The following is a 22,526-nucleotide window of genomic DNA, read 5'->3' as shown; positions in this document are numbered from 1 at the left end:
TTATGATGCGCTTACAGTCACTATACCATGCCGGTTTGCCAATACCAATTACAACTTATTAAATGAGTCATATTATTATATATAAGCTTTTTTATAAACCAGCTACCTATACCAAAAAAGCAGACCAAAAGTTTTGGCCTGCTTCATTTATTCTTATTTAGTTTGAACAATTGCCGAAACTTCATTGGCTTTAACTGTCTCATTCAAATGATCAAACGTTATATTAGACACTTTATCCATATTCGTTAAAACGACCATCATCGTTGTTTCCTTACCAGCAGCTTTAATTGCGTTTAAATCAACTCGCGCAACTAAGTCACCTGGTTTAAGAGTTTCGCCTTCAGAAATAGTCACTTCAAAAGGTTTACCTTCTAATTGAACGGTATCAATTCCCATGTGTAATAGGACTTCTAATCCCGTTTCAGTCGTGATACTAATTGCATGTTTCGTTGGAAAGATACTTGCTACTTTACCAGCAACCGGTGTATAAATTTCGCCATTAGCTGGTTCGACTGCATAACCATCACCCAACATTTTTTCAGCAAAGGTAGCATCTTTAACATCCGAAATAGACATTAATTCGCCCTCTGCAACCGTATAAAACGTTTCACTACCAATAACCGTTGAATCATTATGATTAGCTGTAGCGCTTGATTTATCCGTCTCAGCCTGTAACTTTTCATTACTTAATGAAATAGAATCAGCCTTTGACTCATATAACTTACCAAGCTCGTCAGCAACAAATTGAACTTCAGTTCCAATAACGACTTGAATATTTGTTTTATCGATAACTTTAAACCCAGCAGCACCTGATGCTTTAAGTGCATCTTCATTAATATGGCTTGTATCTTTAACTTGTAGACGAAGACGGGTTGTACAATTATCAACGACTGTTAAATTATCTTTACCACCAATAGCAGCGTAAACAATTTGAGCTTGTCGTGCATATTTGTCATCCCCTAATTCAGGCGATAGTTGAATATCTTCAGTAATTGGTTCGCGACCTGGTGTCATTAAGTTAAATTTCTTAATGGCAAAATTGAATAGTGTGTAATAAATAATTGCCATCACAACACCTTGTACCAACAGCATTAGTGGCATATTAGCCATTGGTACACGTATACTCAAGACGTAATCAACTAAGCCCGCACTAAATGTAAATCCAGCTGTCCAGTGCATAAATGCGGCAAAAGCTAAAGATAACCCGGTTAATGCCGCATGAATGACGTATAAAGGCCATGCAACGAACATAAATGAAAATTCTAAAGGTTCACTCACGCCTGTGAAAAATGATGCAAATGCACCAGCTAGCATCAATGAGCCAACTTCTTTTTTACGTTCAGGTAAAGCATTTCGATAAATGGCATACGCACCAGCTGGTAGCCCAAACATCATGATTGGGAAAAATCCTGCCATGTACATACCTGTAGTTCCTTTAATTCCTGTATTACTCCAAAAGTTCCCGATATCATTAATTTTAGCAACGTCGAACCAAAATACTGAATTCAACGCTTGATGTAATCCGGTTGGAATTAAAAGCCGGTTGAAGAATCCGTATAAACCAGCTCCAACCCATCCAAGTCCAACCATAAACTTACCAAATGCAACTAACCAAGCATAAACAACTGGCCATGCAAATAATAAAGCTAAGGTAACAAAAATCATTACCAATGCTGACATAATGGGTACTAATCGTTTCCCACTAAAGAATGAAATAGCCATTGGTAACTTCACACTATGGAAACGATTATACATTGCTGCCGCAATTAATCCGGCAATAATCCCAATAAACACATTACTACTGATAGAACTAAATGCAGGATCAACATCTGTTACTTTTACTCCTAATAAAGCCGCAACCGAAGTCGGTTCCAACATTTTAACTGGAATTTCAAATGCAACAACACCAGCTAACGCAGCTGCGCCATCCTTGTTAGTCGACATTCCTAAAGCTAAACCAGCAGCAAATAATAATGCTAGATTACCTAGAATTGCGTTTCCGCCGGCCTGCATAAATGCCGCCGCAAACCAATCTTGTGGCAACCAAGTTCCAATTCCAACCAGTAATGCTGCTGCCGGTAGTACTGCGATAGGCAACATTAACGAACGTCCCATTCTCTGTAAATAACTTTTCATTTTTTATCCCCTTTTTTTCTTATAAAAACTATCATACAGGTTAGACCAAAAAAATTCAAATCAAATACAAATCAAGTGAAAAACGTGTATACAAGGCTTTAGAAAATAAATTAAACATCTATACCAATTTTATTTTTTAGACAAAAAAAAAGTTGCTTAATTATATTAAGCAACCAACTTTTTAGAAAACAAGCGTCCCCACACTAAATTTTCTCTTCGATATTCTGTGTCCTAATCAATAAACTCTTTGAATCATTTATTTACAAGACTTATTATGCCATGTAATTCCCCATAAAAAATATTAATATTTGAGGGTTAACTCGCAAATTTTGACATTTACAGCTTATTTACTGATATGACGGTCTTTTGTCCTTCTCGTAAGGGCAACTTCATTTAAAGTATTTAACGCTTTATTGTATTCAGGATTAAAATAAAAATCCATTGATGATAATTTAGCCATCGTCATTTGCATATTAATAGCTACTGACATGATATTAATCATATCTAAAATATCATGTTTCGAATAAATTTGTGCACCAACAATGACTTCAGTATCTTTCCTGTACACAACTTTTATAAGTATTTTGGAACCATTTTTAACGTAATCATATTGAATCTTATTTTCAATTGTATTGGATAGAACATCCAATCCGATATATGGTGCGTTTTCTTCAGTGACACCTGTCGTTGCTAAATAATGACCGAATAAGTTCATCCCCGCTGTTCCTTGCGTCGTTTCAACTTTAACAGGACTAAATAGACCCGTACAGTTATACGCCGCCACAATTGCACCTTTAATAGCGTTATTAACAAGAGGTTGATACTCTCGACGTTGGCTGACAGTTTGTTTAAATCCGGCATTATCACCTGCTGCATAGATGTCTTTATCACTTGTCTGCATGTAATCATTGATTTTAATGGTATTATTTTGATTAAGTTCAACAGCGTCTCTCAAAAAATCATTGTTAGGTTTTAATCCAACCGAAAAAACGACTAAATCACAGGCGATTTCTTGGTCAGTTGTCGAAACGCTAACTATTTTGTTATTCTCATCCACATTAATAGCATGAACATCATTTTTTAATACAATCTTTATCCCTTTTTCTCTTAAATCATCAATTATCCGATTACCAATTTCTTGATCTACGTACCGTGTCAAAACACCTCCCATAGCTTCAACTACTGTAACATCAACTTTTTCGCCTTTACGTCCCTCATAAATTGAGCTAGCTAATGCAAGCCCCACTAATCCTGCACCAACAATTAAAATACGCCTATTAGTTGGGCACAACTGTTCCATAGCCTTTTTTGATTCTTCTAAATTTTTATAAAAAACAACATTTTCATTATCTATCCCTTTAATATGTGGTTTAACAACCTTAGACCCATTAGCTAAAATTAATTTGTCATAGTTGCTGTAACTGTATTGTTTATCTGCATTAACAAAGTATAAACGTTTATCCTCCGTACTAACGTGCAACACTTCAGTACCAAGCATCAATTTAATACCTTCAGACTCTAACGCAGCAGGTGTCGCATAACTCGCTTCTTCTAAGTTATCAATAACCCCATCAAATAACAAATTAATTCCAGATGAGATATAGCTAACGCTATCTTTCATTTCCATAATAATTACTTCGGCATTTGGATCTGATTTTGAAATTGTTCTAGCGGCAGCTATCCCTGCGTGCGTTCCGCCGATAATGACATACTTCATTATTTTTCCTCCAAGCTTTGCGTGTTAATTTTTCTAACCTTATCAATTTCTAAAATTTCATTTACGACATCAGTAATAACTTGATCTGAACTAACACCAATTTCTGACATCACATATAATGGTGAATTAAATTGATCTTGGTTAACACCCATCCTATTTGTCACAATTAAATCATATTCTTTACCTTCTTGATAAATTTCTACTTGAGCGTTTAAAACGCTGCTTAAAACACGTTCCATAATGATTACGGTTAGTTTTTCCATAATTGGATCACGATTAATTAATAAGCCAATTTTTAAAACGTCATCAAACTCGAAGTTTAAAATATTCAAGATATATAAATACTGATTTTGTAGATAATATAAATCATCTGGCGAATTTAAGCCATCGAACTGTGTAACAGATTGATACGCCGTCAATAATTTTTGAATGATCTGCGAAAAGTCTTCTCGTTCTAATGATTTACGATTAAATTCCATAATTGTTCGATTATAACTAAAACTTTCACCTTTAAATATGGCTAATTTGCTGTATGAATTAAATAAATTATAAGAAATTTTTGAATCCCGTTTGAAGTAAGTATATTTCTCAATATCACTCCAAAAAAGACTAATTGCACTATTGATGGGTGTTTTTTTATCAATATCGTCATCTTTAATTTGAACATATAATTCAGAATCGTTTTTAATTAAATCAAATCCAATTAAAAAGTAATAGAACCCAACAGCATCTTCTTCAGAAAAGGAAAGTGAATATTTTTTTAAAAATCTAAAAAGACTTAATTTAACTTTACTGTATGCGAGATTATTTTTGATTAATTCACGAGAAATAGGCGTTAATGTCTGAACATGTTGCTCTTTATATGAATTAATTCGAATATAAATTTTAAGCCATAGAAAAACTCTAAGTTTCTCGTCGTCTTTCCATCCTAAGTCATATTGTTCATCTAAAACATTAACGTAATCGTTAATCGTCTCATTTCTAGATAAGAGTTCTTCGCGATCAGTGAATGGAACCACCCTAATGAAAAAAAGGTAATAAAAATAATTCAGTTGAATTTTAGTCCCAACTAATCGTCGATTTTTAATTTTTAGATCAAATCCTGCTAACGTTTCATTTAATTCTTTAATTCACCTTGTTATTGACGACCCACTGATATGTAATTCGTTCTCAAGATCAATTAAATTCAATGTTTCATTCGCATACAAATACATTATTATTTTGTATTTATACGATTCTCTTAAAAAATCAGTACTAATATTCGATAAATTTGTCGTACCATCTACTTCAAATTCAACGTTATTAGCGCTCACTTCAAAATGAACATGACCTGAAGCGGTAGCTTCCTCAAGCGTTATTTCAATATTTTTTAGGTACATTCGTAAAGAATTACCAGATATTTGGAGTAATTCCATTAATTTTTTCTTACTTAAATAACCACCATGTGTTTGTAATAGTTCTAGTATTTGGTTAAAAGTTCTTTCCTGCCCATCTAAAAAATCTTCCATATACATAAAAAAATCCCCAGCTTCACTTGACCACTTACCCAATACGATTAAAAAGGCCAATTTAATTTAATTCTATTAATATGTTACCGCGAAAAGTGATAAATTGGTATTAATAATTTTATTTTTAATTTTATTTAATTTACCCCTTGCATTTTCGGTATATACTTGTTATATTAAATGAGTAACCTAATCAATAAAACTTATTCAGTACCTCCCCCAAGGACTGAATACCAAAATCAATCCCCCAATTGATTTTGACTGTTTTACCCTTTTCGACACTGTAACTTATGTTACGATGTCGTTTTTTTTTGCCTAAAAATAAGTATTTACTCTTTCAAAACCTAACTTTATCAATGCTTATACGCTAAATATACCTAACTTCTTTATTCTCTTTTATTTAACATAATTTCGTCACACTTTCTTCATAATTACTTGTTATTATATAAACATACCTTAATTAAATAACTTTTAACTTTAATTTGTTCTCCCAAACAAATTAAAATGATAATTAATTTCTTCCCGAATATTAATTATCCCTACTCCTTTTAATCCATTACCTCTCCCAGGTAGTGGATTTTTTTTATTGGCCTTGCATAATTTCAATGATTGCTTGATAGTCTGAACCTGGCGTCACTATATGAACACCATTAAAAAGGTTTGATAACGATTCAATTAAATTTTGCGAAGCTGCAATACCGACCTTACGTTCATCATTTTGCAACGCCGCTTGTTTCAATTCTGCCATAAACTTATTTGGTAGTTCAATACCCTGAACGTTATCTTGAATAAATTGAGCACGCTCAAATGAAAGTATCGGCATTACACTGATAAAAATAGGTATAGCCACTTCATTAATGGTGATCCAATCTTTTAATCGCTGAACATTTGTCATATCAAATACCGGTTGCGTGATAATATAATCTACTCCTGAATGAATTTTTCGATTAATATCTTCAAATTCAAAATCTAAATTTATCGCATTAATATTAAATGCCCCACCAACTTTAAATTGTGATTTACTATTTAATTCACGATTAGATGGCGATATTCCTTGATTCATTTTTTTAATTGTTGTAATTAATTGTTGCGATGTTAAATCATAGACATTTGTGGCACCTTGTATTTTTGTAGGATTCCCTTTAATAATCATTAAATTATTTAAACCAACAGCACTTAATCCCATTAATTTAGATTCTAATCCGACTAAGTTGTAATCCCGTGTTGTTAAATGTAGGATTACTGGAATCTGTTTTTCACTAAGTTTATATCCCAATAATATATTTGAAACGCGGGGCATCCCTAAAGGATTATCCGTAATTGATAATGCGTCAATATCTAATTTCATTAGTGCGCTAGCACCTTTAAAAAAATTATCCAGATTAAGCGTGCTTGGCGTATTCCACTCAACTAAAACCGTTTTGGTCATTTTCACTTTCTCTATAAAATTCAAAATACCTTCCTCCAAATCAAATTTCATATCACCTTACAATGTTAATTGTAAACTAACAAAACTGTCACATGCCTATGTTTTAATAAATAAAGCCGTATACTATAAATATACACACAAGATACTTTGTGTGTAACTTAATTCTACTATAAAAAAATACGATTATATTTTAGTTTAATTTTTCATCTAGATCTAACCTACTCCCCCCAGAGTCTCGAATAGATTAGTATTTTCTCACCACTACTTTTAAAAGTAGTGGTGTTTTTTTTACATTTATAGTTTTTCTTTTTAACGTCATATTTTCTTCACATTTACTTGTTAGAATAACTTCATACCTTAATTAATAACTTTTAATTTTAATTTATTTCCCCGAATAAATTAAATAAGATGATCAACTTTCCCCGAAGTTAATCACCCTTACCCTTTTCCGACATTGCCTCCCCTTGTAATGTCGGTTTTTTATTTGCGTTCTATTTCTAGTAGTTGCTTTTTCATATTAATCCCACCGCGATAACCCCCTAAGCTGCCATCTTTTCTTAAAATACGATGACAAGGTATTACAATTAATATAGGATTACGACCAACTGCACTAGCAACAGCGCGAATTGCTTTAGGATAATCAACTTCTAAAGCTAACTCAGAATACGTTCTCGTTTCACCGTATGGAATAAGTTGAAGTTGTCCCCAAATTTCTTTTTGCAGCATCGTCCCACTCAAATTAAAATCAACGGGGATCGTAAATTTTTGAATTTCATGGTCAAAATAGGCTTGTAGTTCTTCAATTATACTTTTAAAAATCTTGTCATTCTCTTCGAATTTAGTTCTTGGATAAAATATTTCAATTTCACTTCTTAACCCATTAGGCGACCCAACAAAACTCAATCCTTTATCAGTCATCCCTAGCCAAAAATAATCCGTGCCATTAAACCAATTCATTAAGTACATGTCAAAATCTCCTATTCAATCCCAGACAAATTTGCGCCATGAACTTCTGCGATATTATATACGATGATAAATGCATTTGGATCAATCGTATGCACCTTATTTAACATTTGTTGATAATTTTGATTTTCAACAATAATCATCAACATTTCTTTGCTTTCACCTGAATAACCACCTTTAGCATCAAAGATTGTTAGACCTCTATCTATAGTTGTATTAATATCTTCTTTTAATTTTTTTAATCCCTCTTCTGTACTCATCACATATAAAACTTTTTTACGGTCCAATCCCGTTTCAATATAATTCATAATTAAATACGTGATTATTAAAGAAAAAATCGCTAAAATAAATGCTTCAGAACCCGAGACAAATATATTGAAAAAACACACAATACCATCAATTATTAATAGACTGGTTGCAGGTTTAATATTGAAATATTTTTTGATTATTAGTGGTGGAACCGTTGTTCCACCACTGGATGCATCAATTCGATAGAGAATTGATATTCCCACCGCAAAAACTGCGCCACCGACAATAACAGCTAATAATCTATCCTCGACAATATTTATTTGAGGCGTAATCGCTAAAAATAACGGTAATACAAAACTACCAATCATAATTTTTTTAGTCGTTGAACGCTCTAACATAAAATAAGCCAAGATCAATAGCGCCATGTTAATGCTCAATAATACAATCGAAACGTTCCAATTAAAAGCTGTTTCTAAAAGGATTGCAATACCAGTTGCACCACCAACCGCAACTTCTTGTGGTGCGTAGAAAAAATTAATACTTATTGCAATCATTTCTAACCCAATTAACATTAATAAAAATTGAATAACTTGTGGTTTCATCCTATTTATCATAAAGGCCCTCTTTCTGTTCTAAATTTGTAACCCCTTACTATTTAGCATACCGAATTTTATATCATAAAACAAATTTTCGATTTATGGCACAAAAAAAGCATCTCTAAACAGAGATGCTTTTACTACTTTATTCGAAACTTTCAGTTGTCATTGAAGCTTTGTATAAATCAATAACATCATTTACTGACATATCAACATAAACAGCACTATCTAATTTTCCAACTCTAACAGCTGATTCAGCCATTACTTTAAAGTTTGTTTCTTCATTGATGTCAACACCGGGTAACGTTGTTGGTACACCTAACGATTTAACCCAGTCATAAACTGATTGAATAGCTTTATCAGCAACGACTTGGTCATCATCATCTTGAATATGCCAAACATTGCGACCAAATTTAGCAAACTTAGAAACCGTATCCGCAGATAAAACGAATTTCATCCAACGAGGTGTTATAATACCTAGCCCAACACCATGAGTAATATCGTAGTACGCTGATAACTCATGTTCAATAGAATGGGATGTCCAGCCATCTTGATAACCTAATCGCATAATACCATTTAATGCCATTGTTGATGACCACATTAAATTAGCACGAGCATCATAGTTATCAGGTTCCGCAACTGCAATTGGTGCCCATTTAATAACTGTTCGCATGATACCTTCAATCATACCGTCAGAAACATCATTATTTTTTTCTTTATCAAAGTATTGCTCTGTCAAATGAGAGAAAATATCAATTGAACCAGCAGCAGTCTGCCATTTTGAAACACTCATTGTTAATGCTGGATCCAAGAATGAAACAGCTGGTGTTTTGGGACCAAAACTACCTATTTTTTCATTTGTTTCTGGATTTGAGATAACTGATCCAGCATTCATTTCAGTACCAGTAGCTGCTAACGTTAAAATATCGACAAAAGGTAATTGATCAATTTTGAAACGTTTTGAGGGGTCTAATGATAAATCCCAAGGATCTCCTTCATAAAATGCTGCTGAAGCAATCATTTTTGAAGCATCAACAACAGAACCACCACCGACAGCTAAAATAACATCAATTTTATTTTCTTTAGCTAACTTTTGACCTTCACGAACTGAACCCACTTTAGGGTTTGGTTCGATTCCTGCTAATTCAACAACATTTAAATCACTCAAAATTTTCTTTACTTTGTCATATAAACCTGAACGTTTAATTGATCCACCACCATATGTTAATAATACATTGGGACCAAATTGTGCAACCGCATCATGTAATTCTGTTTCGATACGATCTGAACCAAATCGAATATCAGTTGTATTTTTAAATTGAAAATCTTTCATAAATATAATCTCCTTTGTATTTTGAAGTTATAGTCAAAGTTATTTCAAATGAACAACTACATTATAACCCCTTTAGGCGATGTCATTCCAATACAAGCCTTTACTAAAAGAAGATTCACCATTTTACTGGTGAATCTTCTATAAATATAAACGATTATTGTGTGACTCTTTTAGCTTCATCTTTTGCATGAATCATGCTTAAAATTTTTCTTGAAATTGGTCCAACAATAATTAGTTGTAACGGTACCGCAACAATAATATTGTGTCCAACAGTAGAAAGATAAGCAGACCAGAAATGAGCAGGCATACCACCTTCAATAAGTAACCCATAAAGTGACATAAAAGCGACCATTCCACAAATCATCATTCCTGAGATTGCGAGAATCATTTGCCACATTTTATCATGATTAAGAGGTAACTTATCAGCAATTGCCATCGCAATTTTACCGACAACTAAAACATCTAAGATAAAAGCAACAATAAAACCAGGAATGAATCCAAGTAATAACGTCACAAGACCTAGTTTTCCGACTAATAATAAATTGTATGCACTCATAACGAAAACCATCATCGAGCACATTAATGTTGTAAAAATAATTCCTTCTTTTGCATTTGTTGGCATATATCATTCTCCTTAATAACTTTAATAAAATATAATGTTACACAAAATAACTCACTGTCATAAGTCTTTTTTTTGAATATTAAAGCATTCTCATTGTAAGCGATTAAATCGATTGATTGTGCTACCAATTACATTACGTTATACTATATCCATAACGATTAAGGGGAGATTTCTATGTTAATTGCACTTATATTATCTTGGATTGTTGCACTTGAACACTTATTTATTATGATTCTTGAACTATTTTTCTCAACTAGTTCAATCGCTCAAAAAGCCTTTGAATTAAGACCAGAATTTTTAAATCAGAAAGAATCAAAAGTATTAATGGCTAATCAAGGGCTATACAATGGTTTTATTAGTATCGGTCTAATGATTGTACTTTTCATTCTAACTGGTGCTGCGCTTAAATCAATGTTGTTGCTTTTTACAGGATTTGTTTTTATTGCTGCTGTTTTTGGTAGTTTAACATCTGCAAAAAAAATAATTTTAGTACAAGGATTACCTGCATTACTGGCCTTTATCGCAATTACTTTAGCTTTATAGACTAACTAAAATAACGTTAATCATTAAGATTAACGTTATTTTTTTACGCTATTTAATTTTTAACGCTTCAAGTTGAACCTCAATATCAGCTAATTTAACATCAGCCTCTAAAAGAGATGCAGCAGTATAAGCACTTTCGATTAAAGCTGTATCGTACAGATGAACTTTTTTATCTGTGAATTCCATGACCATATTTAAATTCATCTTAGCACTTCCTAAATCATAAAAAGCTAACAACTCATCGGCACTATTTTCGTCAAAAGCTGCTTGGATTTTATCAAATGATGTACCAACTCCGTTATCATCAGTCCCACCAGCTGTTGTGATTGAGACACTTGCTGCAACTTGATCTAATAGTCGCTTGATACCTTCTGCAATTTCAGGAACATGCGATACAATTACAACCCCATATGTCATACTAGCACCCCCGTTTCCAGTAATGCCTCAAATAAATAGCCACTCGACATAGCTCCTGGATCAACATGACCGACAGAACGTTCTCCGAGATATGATGCACGTCCCTTTGTTGCAACAAGCTCTTTGGTTGCTTCAACATCTGCTTGTATTTTTTCAACTGTTATTTGCTTCATTTTAATATCCCCTAAAACTGGATTCCAAACATCAATCATGGTTTTAGCTCCAACATCTGAATCACCGCGTCTTTTAATACCATCTAGTCCCGCAGCTATTAATTTAGCTGGATCATTTGTTTCTTTACTTAATTTAGACATTTCAATAAAAGCCGTTCCATAAAGTGGCCCAGAAGCACCACCAACAGATTTAATAAAGGCCATTGCGACACTTTTAAATAAGTCTGATAAGGATTCAAATTTTTGATTTTTTAATAAATCTTGAATTGTTTCGGCACCACGAGCCATATTATTTCCGTGGTCTCCATCACCAATTGGTGTATCTAGCTCACTCAAATAAGCTTTATTTTCACTTATTTTCTCTGAAAAAATCTGGAACCATTCTGTTGTATTTTCAATTGTTAGCATTTTATTATCTCCTCTTACCAAGCGATTGTATCTACCGTATAATTTAAATAAGAAAGCCATTTATCATCTTCAATTTTAAATAATGTCAAAGAAATTCCAGCCATATCTAATGATGTCATATAATTACCGACCTTTGTAAATGCGACATCGACTTTTTTATTATTTAATTGATCAAGCGTATCGTTCATAAAAATATATTGTTCCATTAACGGTGTTGCTCCTAATCCGTTAACTAAAACGGCATATTTATCATCAGATTTCATATCAAATGCAACTTTTAGTTTACTTAGTAACTCTTCAACCAATTCCTTAGAAGGTTTTAATTTTTCACGACGATATCCGGGTTCACCATGAATTCCTACGCCATATTCAACTTCATCATCTGCAAGTTCAAATCCTGGTTTACCAACTTCTGGGACGGTCGCACCACTCAATGCAATCGCAATTGTTTTAATATTTGGCATCACTTTTTTAGCAAGTTCATCTATTTCATCTAATGTAGCTCCTTGATCTGCAGCAGCACCCAATATTTTATGCATGAACACTGTTCCCGCAACACCACGTTTTCCTTGTGTATATAGACTATCTTCAACTGCAATATCATCATCTACAACAATTGATTTCACTTTAATTTCATCTATTTCAGCAAATTCTTTGGCCATATCAAAATTCATGACATCGCCGGAGTAATTTTTCACAATACAGAAAACACCTTTACCGTGATTAGCAGCTTTGATTGCTTCATAAATTTGGTCTGGCGTGGGTGAAGTAAAAACTTGTCCAGCAACTGCACCTGACAACATACCGGGACCTACAAAACCAGCATGGGCAGGTTCATGTCCACTTCCACCACCACTAATGAGTCCAACTTTATCTTCCATCGATGCCACATCACTTCTAACCATAGCTTCCGTACTATCAATTTTACGTAGGTATTGTGGATAAGCCTTAACTAACCCATTAACCATTTCACTTACAATATTTTTTGGATCATTAATTATTTTTTTCATAGTATCCCCTTTTCTGTCTGTTTTAGGTACTTCTCCATTATATTGCAAACGTTTACAAATAACCAATTAAACTAGCTTTTATTAATAATTCCATGACCATTCAATTCTCAAGACACAAAAAAAGAGTTTCCAAAATCATAACGATTTTGAAAACTCTTTTTGAAAGAACTAAATAATAAATTATTTAGCTGCGCTTGTACCGAACCATTCAATACGATCTTCAACAAGATCAGTGATTGCTTTTGTACCTGGTGCAAATAATTTACGAGGGTCATAACCTTTACCTTGTTGGTCTTTACCTTCTTCAATATATTTACGAGTAGCAGCAGCGAATACTAATTGACATTCAGTATTAACGTTGATTTTTGAAACACCCATTTTAATAGCTTTTTGGATTTGGTCTTTAGGAATACCTGAACCACCATGTAATACAAGTGGTTGTTCGATTACAGCAGCTAATTCAGCTAAGCGATCGAAGTTTAAACCAGTCCAGTTAGCTGGGTATTGGCCATGAATATTACCAATTCCACAAGCTAAGTAGTCGATTCCTGTTGCAGCAAGTTCTTTAGCTTCGTTAACGTCAGCTAATTCACCAGCTCCGACAATTCCATCTTCTTCTCCACCAATTGAACCAACTTCTGCTTCAACTGAGATACCTTTAGCATGTGCTAAAGCAACGATTTCTTTTGTTTTTTCTAAGTTTTCTGCAAATGGTAAATCATGACCATCAAACATAACTGAGTTGTAACCAACTTCGATACATTCTTTAGCAGCTTCAAAATCACCATGATCTAAATGCATAACAACGGGAACAGTGATACCCATTGATTTAATAGTGTCTTGAACAAGGTGTAAAGCTAATTCATATCCACCCATATATTTTGCAGCACCCATTGATGTTTGGATTAAAACTGGAACACCTTTTTCTTGGGCTGCAGCAAGAATACCGCGAGTCCATTCTAAGTTGTTTGTGTTAAAAGCACCAACAGCGTAATGACCTTCACGAGCAGCGTTAAACATACTTGTACCATTTACTAATGACATTTGAAGTCCTCCTAGATAAATTACAATACGTCTGTATTGCATTTTTTAATACAGGTACATTTTAGCACATTTAATCATCAGATAAAACTTTCATTTTTTAAATAAAACTAATTATCAATAATTTTAATATAAAGGCAACCGTTCATCATTGATTTAACAGACTTACACACTAACATCTTCAAATTTAAATTCATTGATATTAATTAAACCCATATCAGTTATTTTCAATTCCGGTATCACCGCTAACGACATAAAGCTTAATGTCATCACAGGATCCACCGTATCATTAATGCCGAGCTCTCTATAAGCAACTTTATTAAATAGTTCAAGCTGTTCTGATATCCATTCTCCAGATTGGTCACTCATCAATCCGCCAATTGGCAATGGAATTGATATTAAAACTTTGTTATCTTTTGTCAGGACCATCCCACCTTGAATATCTTTCAAAGTCTCAATTGCCAACGCCATATCTTGATCATTAGTTCCTGTTGTAATTAAATTATGTGAATCATGTGCAATAGAAATAGCAATTGCCCCATGTTTAATACCGTAATCTTTCAAGACACCCGTGAAAATATTTCCCGTTTCATGGTGCCGTTCAATAACTGAAATTTTAGAAACTGGAATACTTGAATCGTAGATAAAATTACCTAGTTCATCACGACTAACATTAATTTCTCTATCTATTGTAATTGCTTCGTTAGGAATTACTTCAATTGCATGAACTCTATTACTTGTTAGAGGCAGAACTAATTTTTCTTGACTAAAGTTAGCTAAATGGACTGACGATTGGACACTATCAATTGTATAGCTTTTAGTTTCTAGTAAATATTTTCCCTCTTCAGCAACTTTTTCACCAGCAATATAGACACTTGAAATTAGCATATCCGTTAAATCACTAATAATTGTTAAGTCTGCTCTAAGTCCAGGTGCAATAGCACCTCTATCTTTAAGCTCACAACACTCAGCGGTATTAAGTGTCGCCATTTGAATGGCAACTAAAGGATCTATACCTTCTTCGATACAAATTTTCAAACTATTATCTAAATGACCCTTTTCAATAATTGTTTTCGCTTGGACATCATCTCCACATAGAATGGCCCTTCTAGAATTAGTGGTTGTGACACCTTTTAATAGTGTTCTTAAATTATGCGTGACAGATCCTTCACGTAGGAAGACGTACATACCACGGCTTAATCGATTTTGCATTTCTTCAAGGGTTGAGCATTCATGATCATTTTGAATTCCTGCGGCAATATAGGCATTTAAATCTTTGTCATAAACTTGAGGACTATGCCCATCAATTCGTTTATTTAAATTTTTTGCGACCAGTAATTTATCTAAAATATCACTCTCAGCATTAATCACACCAGGGAAATCCATAAATTCAGCTAAGCCACTTGTCTCATTATTCGTGAGTGGTTTAATCATGTCTTTGGCCGAAATAACCGCTCCAGAATTTTCCATTTTTGTTGCTGGAACGCATGAAGGCAGCATGTATTGGATATTAAGGGCTGTTTCTTTAGCTGCATTAATCATATAGTCGAGTCCAACTAGGCCCGCTACATTCACAATTTCATGTGGATCTGCCATGACCGTTGTTGTCCCATGCGGCGTTATTAAACGGCCAAACTCTTCTGGTCCAACGTAGGCAGATTCTATATGAATATGTGGATCAATAAATCCTGGTGAAATATATTGACCATGAACATCAACCGTCTTATCCCCATCATATTGGCCACCGATTCCAGCAATAAGGCCATCAACAATTGCGACATCCCCAGTCATTACCTGTGCATTATAAACATCAATAATTTTGCCATTAGTTAAGACTAAATCAGCAGGAATTCGGCCAGCAGCAACATCAATTAACTTCTTTAAATTTTCTTTTTCCATCATAACTCCTTATCCTTTAAGAGATGATATCTTAATAATTGGATCAACTATTTCTAAAGCGACACAATCTACCATGCCTAAATCAGTAATTGCCAAATCTGGAATTGCCGTAATTGGTAAAAATGACATATAAAATATTGGATCAGGTAAATCACTACCCATTAAATTTGACCCTTTTCTTAGCGCAATTTCGCCAGTTTCAATTTCACTTGGTAATAAGTCGCTCATGATACCACCCACAGGTAATGCTAAAAATGAAATAATTTTTCCATCAATAACAACAATTTGACCACCGCCTGCTTTAATTAATTCATTTGTAGCAATCGACATATCATTTGCATTGACACCCATAACGACAATATTATTATCATCAGGTGCAGAAGATGATGCCATTGCCCCTTTTTTCAAGCCCCATCCAGATGTAAATCCAAGTGCCTGATTTCCATTTTTACCAAATCGTTCTAATACAGAAACTAAAGCGACATCTTTTTCTGGACTAGGTTGTACGATATTATTTTCTATCGTTAATTCAACATCTTTTCTTTTTCGAACAAAAGCACCCTGACTATTAATTGTTTGGACAGTTGCCATTCCTACTTTTTCATTAACTTTATATTCAAAATCTTTTTCAGAGGTTAACTCATGCTTCAACTGGCCTTTAAATAAATTACTTCTGATTGGTGCAATCAACATTTCACTTATTTTTTTATTTTTGGCAACAACTTTGCCCCGACTAATAACCATTTCTACATTAAATGAACTTGGCTGATCAACAATCAATATGTCAGCAAGTCTTCCTGGCGATACAGACCCAACTTGATCATCAATTCGATAAGCTTCAGCACTATTTATTGTTGCCATTTGAATTGCTGTAATTGGTTCTACACCTGCTTGAATAGCTAATTTAACAAGGTTATCAAGATGTCCTTTTTGTAAAATATCAGATGCAGTTACATCATCTGTACAGAAACTAACATGTCGTGCAATTGCTGGATTAACTTCAGTAACTGCTCGAATATTTTCTGCCAAGAAATGTGTAACGGATGATTCCCTGATTAAAATATTCATCCCATTCCGTGCTTTTTCAACAAGCTCCTCATGACTATAACTTTCATGATCTAAGCGAACACCACTTGCTAAATACTCATTCAATTTCAATCCGGTTGCCATTGGTGCACAACCGAAAATGGGTTGGTGATTATTTTGTGCGTGAACCAACGTTTTTAACGTATCTTCATCTTGTGTTTCAACAGCTTCTCTAACCGTTTCCCAGATACCGTAACATTCTGTCCATTTTTGAATTGTTTCTTGAACATCTGAATCGATGTTAAAAGCAATTGTTGATTTTGGAATTGTATATGGTGTCTTATATGGTGCACCCCAAAATAAATTAAGCGGTAATTTTTCTACCTCTTTAAAAACTTCTTGAACACCTTCTAGTCCGGCAACTGATATTGTTTCATCTAAACCAGAAATAATACTCGTTGTTCCAAAAGGTACAACAGCATTAGCAAAACTTGTCATACTCATTTTGCTACATTCAACGTGAATATGTCCGTCAATTAATCCTGGCGTTATATACTTTCCAGTTGCATCTATATGTTCCGTATCATTGCCGATATAAGCTTCAATATTACCTATCGCAACAATTTTCTCTTTATAGATAGCTACATTTGCTTGATAAATCTCACTTGTCATAACATTAACTAACTTGCCATTTTCGATTACTAAATCTGCAGGAATTTTTGCTGCACCTGCAGAAATATAGTCTTTTAACTGTGCTAACGTCTGTGTCATTTAGTTATCCACCCATCAATTTTATATGTTATTGAAGAATATTTAATACGTAAAGTAAGAATAGGAATACAAAGAACAAGATATACATTACAGGCCCGATTTCTTTTCTACGACCTGCTGCCATCATTGTAATTGGGTATAATACGAAACCAAAGGCAATACCATACGAGATGTTGTAAGTTAAAGGCATTCCGACAACCATTAAAAATGCTGGTACTGCTACTTCAAATCGACCCCAATCAATACCCTTTAATGATTGTGCCATTAAAATACCAACAACGATTAAAACGGGCGCCGTCACTTGTGATGTCACAACTGTCAGAAGTGGTGAAAAGAATAAACTTAGAACGAACATAAACCCGACAACTAATGATGTCAGTCCAGTTCTTCCCCCAACTGCAATTCCAGCTGATGATTCAACATAAGCAGCAGTTGGTGTTGTTCCCAGAACAGATCCGGCTAACATTGAAGCAGAATCAGATAATAACGCGCGACCAACTCGTGGCATTTTATTATTTTTCATAAATCCTGCTTGAGTAGCTAACCCGATTAAAGTTCCCGCCGTATCGAAAAAGGCTACCATCAAGAATATTAAAACAACAGACCAAAGTTGAAGTGAGTTAATTTTATGTAAATTTTCAACCCCTACTCCAAATGTTGGTGCCAAACTTGGAACAGAAGAAATAATATGTGTTGGTAATTTGATAAGTCCCATAACTAACCCTAAAATAGTTGTCGCAACCATTCCAATAAAGATTGAGCCAGGAATTTTTTTAGCCATTAAGATAACAATCACAACGAGTCCAAAAATTGTCAGCCATGTAGTTGGCACCGTTAGTGAACCAATCGCGACCAATGTTGATTGGTTTCCAATGATAAGTCCACCTTCTTGTAATCCAACAAAAGCGATAAACAACCCAATACCTGCGGCCATTGCTAATTTTAAGTCATGTGGAATTGCATCTATCACAATTTCACGAATTTTAAAGAACGTAATAAGCATAAAGATAATTGAGGCAACCACAACACCGGCCATTGCCGTTTGCCATGGAATACCCATTCCAATAACAACTGAATAAGTAAAGAATGCATTGTCACCTAATCCTGGAGCAATTGCGATAGGATAATTAGCTAAGAATGCCATCAAGAAACAACCGAACGCGGCAGATATTGCTGTTGCTGTAAACACAGCTCCTTTGTCCATACCCGCAGCGCCCAAAACTTGAGGATTAACGAATAATATATAAGCCATAGATACGAAAGTTGTTAATCCAGCCATTGATTCACGTTTAACCGTTGAACCTGACTCATTAATATGAAATAACCGATCAAAAATACCTGATTTTCCCTCTGTATTATTCATGCAATATAATCTCCCTATGTTGTGATTTTTTATATTATGTACAGTATATTACGCGAATTAAATAAAAAATCAATACAAAATACGCACTTTTGTAGATTTATTAACATTTAAAGTTCGTGTTTTGACTATTTTCAAAAATAAAAAAACTGTTAAAAAGGTTTTAACAACCAATCTAACAGTTTTTAAGTGCTAACTAACTTTTATATTTTTTTAATTTCCGTAAGGATTATCGATTAATTTAGTACGTTTAACTTCATCAATATTATGCGTTCCAGTTAATTGCATTGTTAATTCTAATTCATGTTGGAAGTAATTAAAGACATTTTGAACACCTTTATGACCACCAAGTGCCAAGCCATAAACAACTGGGCGACCGATTGCAACTAAGTCTGCACCACTTGCTAAGGCTTTATAAACATGAGCTCCACGTCTTACACCACTATCAAAGACAACAGGCACACGCTTATCAACAGTTTCTGCTACTTCTTGAAGTGCATCAAATGCAGCGATTCCGCCATCAATTTGACGACCACCATGATTTGAAACCCAGACGCCACCAGCACCTGAATTAATTGCAACACTTGCATCTTCTCCACCTTGGATTCCTTTAACAAAGACAGGTAAACCTGAATATTCTGCTAAGAATTCAACATCTTTTGGACTTAAGCGTTGCTTTGCTGAACCATAAACAGCATCCATTGTTTGACCAACACCACTTTGATAAGCTTGAACAATTGGCATTGCTAGTGGGAAAGTGAATCCATTACGTTTATCTGTTTCACGATTACCACCAACAGTTGCATCAGCAGTTAAAACAATTGCTTTAACCCCATTAGCTTTTGCTTCATCCATAATATTACGATTAATACCATCGTCTTTACTCATATAGAATTGGAACCATTGTGGTTGACCATTAGCTTGACTTGATATTTCTTTAAATGATTTCGTTGCAAATGAACTTGCTGTGTAGATTGAACCATAATCTGAAACACCCTTAGCGCTATCAATTTCACCTTTAACATGAGCTAATGCATGTGCAGCAACTGGTGCCATAATAATAGGCGATGTGATTTCATCTCCGAAAATAGTTGTTTTTGTATCGGGATGATCAATTTCTTGTAACACTCTAGGTCTAATTAGTTTATGATTAAATGCCTTTATATTTTCTTCTAAAGTATACAAATCTCCAGCTCCACTAGAGATATAACCAAATCCACCCTTTGGAATAATCTTTTCTGCATCTTTTTCTAAATCAAAAGCATTAATAACGGTAATATCTTTTTCTAAATCGCTTGTAATGTAATCTGTCATATTAAACTCCCCTTTTATGTTGCACCCAACTTATCTTGTCTAAATAATAGCACTGAATAAAGCATTGTGCAAGCGTTTGCACACATAACTACTAATATTTTTTTATCTATAAATATTAACTACTACTAACACTATTCTATTAATTAAAAATGAGATAATTCACCATTTAATTAGGTAAATTATCTCATTCCATTTAAAGCTAAATATCGTTACGTCTATAGTCCATTAGTCCATGACTAATTTCAGCTGTTTGCCCATATACCTTCGTATAAAGTTGGTATAATTTTCCCTATCTCATCCCTATAAATAATTCAATTTTCCTCTAAAATCTTCAATACTTTGGTACCCTTTTTCTGCCATAATTTCTTCTAGCTCAGTTGTTAGTCGTTCAAAAACAGCGGGTCCTTCAACCATCAACGCTGTTCCAACTTGCACCATACTTGCTCCACATAGAATATGTTCAAAAACATCTTTACCAGTTTGAATGCCACCAGTTCCGATTACTTGAATATTCTTATTTAATCGTTGATAGAACGCATGTACATTAGCTAAAGCAGTCGGCTTAACATATTCGCCGCCAATACCACCAAAACCTTGCTTGGGTTTAATAACGACCGTTTCTGTATCATCATTAATATATAGTCCATTCCCAATACTATTGATACTATTGACATAAGACAATGGATATTTATTTAAAATAGCAGCCATTTGATCAAAATGAATAATATCAAAGTACGGTGGTAATTTAACTCCTAACGGTTTGTGATAACTATTAAAAACAGCTTTTAATATCGCATCAACTGTTTCAAAGTCATAACCCGTTTGGGGCTTTCCTGGTACATTAGGACAAGATAAATTTAATTCAACAATTCCTGCAAAATCTGAATCTGTTACTTTTTGAAGTAACTCGAGATCTTCCGCTAGATTAAAACCCGTAATTGATAAAAAGTATGTTTTACCAGGATGGTTTATCTGATTTTGAGAGACAAAATCTAAATAGTAATCAACGCCATTATTTGGTAAGCCCATTGAATTAATACTACCGAATTCTGTTTCAAAATAACGAGGTTCTGGATTACCCTTACGTGGTTGAAGCGTGCCACTCTTCGTTACAAAAGTTGCCGCCTTAGAACTTTCGACGGCAAGTAATTCGTCGCTATCCATACAATAAACACCCGATGCATTCATCATACAATTATCAAAATTTGAACCCGCTAAAGTCGTTGCTGTTGAAATCAAAAAAATCCCTCCTTCATATTGATACTAGTATACCTTATCAAAATTCAAATTGTTACTTTTTTCACAAAAAAAGACAGCGATATCATTCGCTGTCTTAAACGTTTTATTTTAAAATAATTTGGTAAGCATATCGTGCTGAGTTAACGCCATCTTCCATATGAATGATACCTTTATAATCAAATCCATTTGAGGTAATGACATGTTGCATCCCTTTATTTTCAGGATGTGTATCAACGCGAACATCTTTGTAACCCAATGATCTCGCAATTGTTAATAAGCCTGAAATCATTTTTTCTGATAAACGTTGACCTCTAAATTTTGAAGAAACAGCAACTCGATGAATAGCCGAATAACGTGCTTGTGGGCCATTAATCCATTCGCCATCTTCAATGTTAAGATACATAGGATCTATTCCTAGCCAAAGTGCAGCAGTTCCTGCGATTTCATCTCCAACCATTAAGACATAAGTCAATTGATCTTTAATATCTTGTTCTAAATGGTTCGCCGCCGGGTAAGCACCTTGCCATTGGTCAATTCCCTGTTCTTTAAGGTAAGCTTTTGCTTCCTCAATAATTCCTGTAATTGCTGGTAAGTCTTCTGGCGTTGCCAGTCTTAAGTAAGATACAGTCACTGTTACACATCCTTTATTATGCTTAATCTATTCGTATAAATACGATTGAAAAATTATTATATCGCATAATTTATCAATATACAATAAAAATACCCTTTAAAATTTACTATAAAAAACCTCTATTATTGAATTAAAATTCAATAA

19 protein-coding genes and 1 pseudogene are annotated in these 22,526 nt (G+C 34.0%); 1 reads left to right on the top strand and 19 read right to left on the bottom strand.

The window, feature by feature from the left end; translation table 11 throughout:
- Positions 1-153: 153 nt before the first annotated feature.
- From nagE to AC1RP4_RS00915, 9 genes and pseudogenes are all read right to left on the bottom strand, one after another.
- Complete coding sequence (nagE, locus tag AC1RP4_RS00955; protein ID WP_481760988.1) at positions 154-2,136, bottom strand: N-acetylglucosamine-specific PTS transporter subunit IIBC; 1,983 nt, start codon at positions 2,134-2,136, stop codon at positions 154-156.
- Between the two features lie 343 nt (positions 2,137-2,479).
- Complete coding sequence (locus tag AC1RP4_RS00950; RefSeq protein WP_481760989.1) at positions 2,480-3,853, bottom strand: FAD-dependent oxidoreductase; 1,374 nt, start codon at positions 3,851-3,853, stop codon at positions 2,480-2,482.
- Positions 3,853-4,872 (bottom strand): hypothetical protein, encoded by a 1,020-nt coding sequence (locus AC1RP4_RS00945; protein WP_481761150.1) that lies wholly within the window; start codon positions 4,870-4,872, stop codon positions 3,853-3,855. The genes AC1RP4_RS00950 and AC1RP4_RS00945 overlap by 1 nt, the downstream gene beginning before the upstream one ends.
- Before the next feature lie 18 nt (positions 4,873-4,890).
- Positions 4,891-5,232 (bottom strand): annotated as a pseudogene (locus AC1RP4_RS00940) (helix-turn-helix domain-containing protein); the annotation flags it as partial.
- 709 nt (positions 5,233-5,941) lie between these two features.
- Positions 5,942-6,811 carry a methylenetetrahydrofolate reductase gene (locus tag AC1RP4_RS00935; protein WP_481762168.1) on the bottom strand — a complete coding sequence of 290 codons (870 nt, stop codon included), beginning with the start codon at positions 6,809-6,811 and terminating at the stop codon, positions 5,942-5,944.
- Between the two features lie 456 nt (positions 6,812-7,267).
- Positions 7,268-7,753, bottom strand: coding sequence for a methylated-DNA--[protein]-cysteine S-methyltransferase (locus AC1RP4_RS00930; RefSeq protein ID WP_481760991.1), 486 nt, complete (start codon positions 7,751-7,753; stop codon positions 7,268-7,270).
- A gap of 11 nt (positions 7,754-7,764) precedes the next feature.
- On the bottom strand, positions 7,765-8,613 hold the full coding sequence (locus tag AC1RP4_RS00925) for a YitT family protein (RefSeq protein ID WP_481760992.1): 849 nt from the start codon (positions 8,611-8,613) through the stop codon (positions 7,765-7,767).
- Positions 8,614-8,740: 127 nt separating this feature from the next.
- Positions 8,741-9,928 (bottom strand): iron-containing alcohol dehydrogenase, encoded by a 1,188-nt coding sequence (locus tag AC1RP4_RS00920; RefSeq protein ID WP_481760993.1) that lies wholly within the window; start codon positions 9,926-9,928, stop codon positions 8,741-8,743.
- 154 nt (positions 9,929-10,082) lie between these two features.
- Complete coding sequence (locus AC1RP4_RS00915) at positions 10,083-10,550, bottom strand: DUF2798 domain-containing protein (protein WP_481760994.1); 468 nt, start codon at positions 10,548-10,550, stop codon at positions 10,083-10,085.
- 174 nt (positions 10,551-10,724) lie between these two features.
- Between AC1RP4_RS00915 and AC1RP4_RS00910 the strand changes: the two genes are divergently transcribed.
- The gene (locus AC1RP4_RS00910; RefSeq protein ID WP_409021750.1) at positions 10,725-11,093 is read left to right on the top strand and encodes a DUF1304 domain-containing protein; all 369 of its coding nucleotides are present in this window, start codon (positions 10,725-10,727) and stop codon (positions 11,091-11,093) included.
- 48 nt (positions 11,094-11,141) lie between these two features.
- On the opposite strand, the gene dhaM is transcribed toward AC1RP4_RS00910, so the two are convergent.
- The 10 genes from dhaM to AC1RP4_RS00860 form a co-directional block, all read right to left on the bottom strand.
- Positions 11,142-11,510, bottom strand: a complete 369-nt coding sequence (gene dhaM / locus AC1RP4_RS00905; RefSeq protein ID WP_481760995.1) for a dihydroxyacetone kinase phosphoryl donor subunit DhaM — start codon at positions 11,508-11,510, stop codon at positions 11,142-11,144.
- Positions 11,507-12,091: a dihydroxyacetone kinase subunit DhaL gene (gene dhaL / locus AC1RP4_RS00900; RefSeq protein WP_481760996.1), complete on the bottom strand. Its 585-nt coding sequence runs from the start codon at positions 12,089-12,091 to the stop codon at positions 11,507-11,509. Before dhaL ends, dhaM begins: the two co-directional genes overlap by 4 nt.
- A gap of 14 nt (positions 12,092-12,105) precedes the next feature.
- Entirely contained in the window at positions 12,106-13,101 is a 996-nt protein-coding gene (dhaK, locus tag AC1RP4_RS00895; protein ID WP_481760997.1) for a dihydroxyacetone kinase subunit DhaK, read from the bottom strand.
- A gap of 180 nt (positions 13,102-13,281) precedes the next feature.
- Positions 13,282-14,145, bottom strand: coding sequence for a class II fructose-1,6-bisphosphate aldolase (gene fba / locus AC1RP4_RS00890; protein WP_481760998.1), 864 nt, complete (start codon positions 14,143-14,145; stop codon positions 13,282-13,284).
- A 162-nt stretch (positions 14,146-14,307) separates the two neighbouring features.
- Positions 14,308-16,041: an adenine deaminase gene (gene ade, locus AC1RP4_RS00885; RefSeq protein ID WP_481761144.1), complete on the bottom strand. Its 1,734-nt coding sequence runs from the start codon at positions 16,039-16,041 to the stop codon at positions 14,308-14,310.
- A 9-nt stretch (positions 16,042-16,050) separates the two neighbouring features.
- The gene (locus AC1RP4_RS00880; protein ID WP_481760999.1) at positions 16,051-17,838 is read right to left on the bottom strand and encodes an adenine deaminase C-terminal domain-containing protein; all 1,788 of its coding nucleotides are present in this window, start codon (positions 17,836-17,838) and stop codon (positions 16,051-16,053) included.
- A gap of 28 nt (positions 17,839-17,866) precedes the next feature.
- On the bottom strand, positions 17,867-19,201 hold the full coding sequence (locus tag AC1RP4_RS00875) for an NCS2 family permease (RefSeq protein WP_481761000.1): 1,335 nt from the start codon (positions 19,199-19,201) through the stop codon (positions 17,867-17,869).
- 210 nt (positions 19,202-19,411) lie between these two features.
- The gene (locus tag AC1RP4_RS00870; RefSeq protein ID WP_481761001.1) at positions 19,412-20,512 is read right to left on the bottom strand and encodes a lactate oxidase; all 1,101 of its coding nucleotides are present in this window, start codon (positions 20,510-20,512) and stop codon (positions 19,412-19,414) included.
- Positions 20,513-20,812: 300 nt separating this feature from the next.
- The gene (locus AC1RP4_RS00865) at positions 20,813-21,751 is read right to left on the bottom strand and encodes a dihydroorotate oxidase (protein ID WP_481761002.1); all 939 of its coding nucleotides are present in this window, start codon (positions 21,749-21,751) and stop codon (positions 20,813-20,815) included.
- 103 nt (positions 21,752-21,854) lie between these two features.
- Positions 21,855-22,382 carry a GNAT family N-acetyltransferase gene (locus tag AC1RP4_RS00860; protein ID WP_409021765.1) on the bottom strand — a complete coding sequence of 176 codons (528 nt, stop codon included), beginning with the start codon at positions 22,380-22,382 and terminating at the stop codon, positions 21,855-21,857.
- Positions 22,383-22,526: the final 144 nt, after the last annotated feature.

The organism is Dellaglioa sp. CoH-56-MRSF-10 (assembly GCF_056782175.1).
This window is presented reverse-complemented; position numbering and strand designations above follow the sequence as displayed.

What these genes read in the sequence shown, in the direction of transcription:
- ade (WP_481761144.1), bottom strand. Translation starts at nt 16,041, where the DNA reads ATGGAAAAAGAAAATTTAAAGAAGTTAATTGATGTTGCTGCTGGCCGA.
- AC1RP4_RS00925 (WP_481760992.1), bottom strand. Translation starts at nt 8,613, where the DNA reads ATGATAAATAGGATGAAACCACAAGTTATTCAATTTTTATTAATGTTA.
- AC1RP4_RS00910 (WP_409021750.1), top strand. Translation starts at nt 10,725, where the DNA reads ATGTTAATTGCACTTATATTATCTTGGATTGTTGCACTTGAACACTTA.
- fba (WP_481760998.1), bottom strand. Translation starts at nt 14,145, where the DNA reads ATGTCATTAGTAAATGGTACAAGTATGTTTAACGCTGCTCGTGAAGGT.
- AC1RP4_RS00920 (WP_481760993.1), bottom strand. Translation starts at nt 9,928, where the DNA reads ATGAAAGATTTTCAATTTAAAAATACAACTGATATTCGATTTGGTTCA.
- AC1RP4_RS00930 (WP_481760991.1), bottom strand. Translation starts at nt 7,753, where the DNA reads ATGTACTTAATGAATTGGTTTAATGGCACGGATTATTTTTGGCTAGGG.
- dhaK (WP_481760997.1), bottom strand. Translation starts at nt 13,101, where the DNA reads ATGAAAAAAATAATTAATGATCCAAAAAATATTGTAAGTGAAATGGTT.
- AC1RP4_RS00915 (WP_481760994.1), bottom strand. Translation starts at nt 10,550, where the DNA reads ATGCCAACAAATGCAAAAGAAGGAATTATTTTTACAACATTAATGTGC.
- nagE (WP_481760988.1), bottom strand. Translation starts at nt 2,136, where the DNA reads ATGAAAAGTTATTTACAGAGAATGGGACGTTCGTTAATGTTGCCTATC.
- AC1RP4_RS00875 (WP_481761000.1), bottom strand. Translation starts at nt 19,201, where the DNA reads ATGAATAATACAGAGGGAAAATCAGGTATTTTTGATCGGTTATTTCAT.
- AC1RP4_RS00950 (WP_481760989.1), bottom strand. Translation starts at nt 3,853, where the DNA reads ATGAAGTATGTCATTATCGGCGGAACGCACGCAGGGATAGCTGCCGCT.
- AC1RP4_RS00870 (WP_481761001.1), bottom strand. Translation starts at nt 20,512, where the DNA reads ATGACAGATTACATTACAAGCGATTTAGAAAAAGATATTACCGTTATT.
- dhaL (WP_481760996.1), bottom strand. Translation starts at nt 12,091, where the DNA reads ATGCTAACAATTGAAAATACAACAGAATGGTTCCAGATTTTTTCAGAG.
- dhaM (WP_481760995.1), bottom strand. Translation starts at nt 11,510, where the DNA reads ATGACATATGGGGTTGTAATTGTATCGCATGTTCCTGAAATTGCAGAA.
- AC1RP4_RS00880 (WP_481760999.1), bottom strand. Translation starts at nt 17,838, where the DNA reads ATGACACAGACGTTAGCACAGTTAAAAGACTATATTTCTGCAGGTGCA.